Genomic DNA, 2490 nt, shown 5'->3' with positions numbered 1-2490 from the left:
TGCGTAAAATCCTCAAAGAAATTCAATCAGGTCAATTCGCCCGTGAATTTGTCTTGGAAAATCAGGGAGGTAAACCGGTCTTCACTGCTATGCGCCGTCAGAATAAAGAACATCCCGTCGAGGAAGTCGGTAAAGACTTACGCGCTATGTTCAGCTGGTTGAAAAAAGTCTAAGCATTGTTGACCGTTGACGGTTTACCATTAATATCTTAAATCAGCACTTACTTAAATTTGGCAGGACTTACGTCATAACTCTACTTGTCGGATAGGGAAATAACTCATATTTGGCGTAAGTCCTGTAAATATTAGATTTTATAGCAATCGGGAGGAGCTCATTGAACTATTTCATCCCCCTTTGGGCAGACTTCCTTCGTACAGTATGATTCGTCGTGTTCTGCTGAGCCTAGACTATCAGCAGTATTCTGCGGTCTTGGCCCGTTTCTTTGGTATTGAACCCAAGCCTGGAGAAACCAAAGCCATTGATGGTCTTGTCCTACGAGGCTCGTACCAACGTTCTTGGTGATAATCCCGATTCTCCACCTCACCGAGGGATTATACTAGTGAGCGCTTATCTGGTTGAGCGAGGTTTGATTCATTAACCCTACCAGGTCAATAGTAAAACCAACGTGCGTCAAAGCAATGCCTGAATTTATCAACCAACTGGCTGAGGCGGGTGTCGTCTTTGCTTTTGATGCGATTAGTACTCAAAAAAAATAGCTGAGTTAATCATTGAAAGTGGAAACCACTACCTGGGTGCGCTCAAAGGCAATCAGGGCAATCTGTTCAATAAGGCGATTGATAATCTTAATCGGGTACCCTCCAGGTAGACCGAGCGGACCAGGCGCAGAAATTCTTAGGGGAGGTTTATTGGGTAGCAAAGCTTGCAAAATGGGTAATCCACTTGCAGTAGTGAGTGCATTGAGGTAGCGATTACTCATCAGTGGCAACCCTGCATATACTAACTCATCAGCTCGCTGTCCCCCTTCTCCTATAAAAACTTTTGGACAGGAAGAGGTGTCAGAAGGTCGGATCGAGCTCATAGCAGCCCTAATCTGACTATGGTGTGCCAGAACTCGAACGAGAGGCAGGTCCGATTTGACTTCAGTCCCAGACAGTTTACTTTGTTGAAGCAATGTTGCCTGAACGCGATACTGAATCATCCCCACATTGCCAATTCCAACTGTCGGAGCTAAATCAAGCTGCGCTAAAACCGGATGAGTTAGATCTGGATAAGAACAATTCACCACAGGAGCTGGGAAATCAATTTCTCGAACGGCTGACATAACTGTTGTGATTGGTGGAAGCTGAGCTGGAATTTGAGCAGCAAATCCTGCCATTCGTAGGACTTTAGCCACTGGGTGTTGGCATTCACGCAAATACCAAGGCGAAAATAAACTAGCGCATTGAACAATCAGATCGGGGCGTTGGTCACGCAAAAGTTGCTCAACGGCGTCTTGCTGCTCTGCATCCAGTTCAAAAAATCGTACTTTGATTTGACTACATGCAGCTAATAGCTCAGCAAAGGTAACACCAAACTCAATTCGGCGACCTGCCAGGATTAATTCATCAATCTCAGCAAACTTCGAGATCTCAGCAGCAAGCCTCTGACCCAAATCCCCTAAACCAATAATCAAGAGTCGATAACTCATAGTTATTTAAATGATATTTAGTTACTTTCCATAATTGAAACGCTAATTGAAACGCTGTTCCAGTTTTTTGGTGTACCAAGCGATTGGATAACAATAGATAAAAAATAACAGCATTAAGAGGGTGTATAAAGGCACAGCTAAATCTTCTCCTTCCAAAGCTAATACTTCCCTGACGGTGGTTAAACCTTCTCGAACACCAACTAAATTAGGGCGTGTCATCAATTAAGCCCAATGACAATAGCAGCAAGATAGATAGCCCCGACGAAAGTTCAGAACTAGGTTATCATAACGGGTGACTATCGCCCGATACTGTTTAAGTTTGGCAAAGAAGTTTTCAATTAAGTGTCGGGCTTTGTATTAGTGTTTGTCATACTCCCTCAGGTGAGTGCGATTCCGCTTGGGGGGAATCACTGCTATTTTCCCCTGTCTTTCAAGGCGCTGTAGGACTCGTTGATCGGCATCGTAGGCAATGCCTGCAATTAAGGGATCTGTAGACAAGTTATGCAGTAACACATCCGCACCATCAAAGTCACAGGCTTGTCCCGGACTCAGGCAAAAACTAATCGAGTTACCCAAAGCATCCACGCTTAGCATTAATCTTGGTACTCAATCCACCTTTACGCTCGACCGATGGCTTCAGTTGATCCATCCCCTTTTTAGCCCCAAGAGACGAAACCTTAGATAGTTGAGCCTTATTACAACAGACTTGAACTTTTTACGCATAACCTACTAACTATAAAGGCTCAACTATCTTACGGTAACTTCAAAGCACTGTGCTGGTGAGCACGCACAATAGTCGAGTCAATCAAGCGCGTATTCGTTGTCTGGATCGTCGGCTAAAG

Annotated in this window: 4 protein-coding genes and 1 pseudogene; 2 read left to right on the top strand and 3 right to left on the bottom strand. The window is 44.4% G+C overall.

The window, feature by feature from the left end; genetic code table 11:
• Together F6K49_RS41140 and F6K49_RS41135 are read left to right on the top strand one after the other, a co-directional pair.
• Positions 1-173 (top strand): annotated as a pseudogene (locus F6K49_RS41140) (ketol-acid reductoisomerase); the annotation flags it as partial.
• A 205-nt stretch (positions 174-378) separates the two neighbouring features.
• Positions 379-522, top strand: a complete 144-nt coding sequence (locus tag F6K49_RS41135) for a hypothetical protein (RefSeq protein ID WP_293051856.1) — start codon at positions 379-381, stop codon at positions 520-522.
• Between the two features lie 199 nt (positions 523-721).
• On the opposite strand, the gene F6K49_RS41130 is transcribed toward F6K49_RS41135, so the two are convergent.
• The 3 genes from F6K49_RS41130 to F6K49_RS41120 form a co-directional block, all read right to left on the bottom strand.
• Positions 722-1648, bottom strand: coding sequence for a hypothetical protein (locus F6K49_RS41130; protein ID WP_293106811.1), 927 nt, complete (start codon positions 1646-1648; stop codon positions 722-724).
• A gap of 42 nt (positions 1649-1690) precedes the next feature.
• Positions 1691-1867 carry a hypothetical protein gene (locus tag F6K49_RS41125; protein ID WP_293051850.1) on the bottom strand — a complete coding sequence of 59 codons (177 nt, stop codon included), beginning with the start codon at positions 1865-1867 and terminating at the stop codon, positions 1691-1693.
• A gap of 138 nt (positions 1868-2005) precedes the next feature.
• Positions 2006-2242: a hypothetical protein gene (locus tag F6K49_RS41120; protein ID WP_293106808.1), complete on the bottom strand. Its 237-nt coding sequence runs from the start codon at positions 2240-2242 to the stop codon at positions 2006-2008.
• Positions 2243-2490: the final 248 nt, after the last annotated feature.

Source organism: Moorena sp. SIO3I6 (assembly GCF_010672095.1).
The sequence above is the reverse complement of the archived record's forward strand: the minus strand, read 5'-3'. Positions and strand labels throughout refer to the sequence as shown.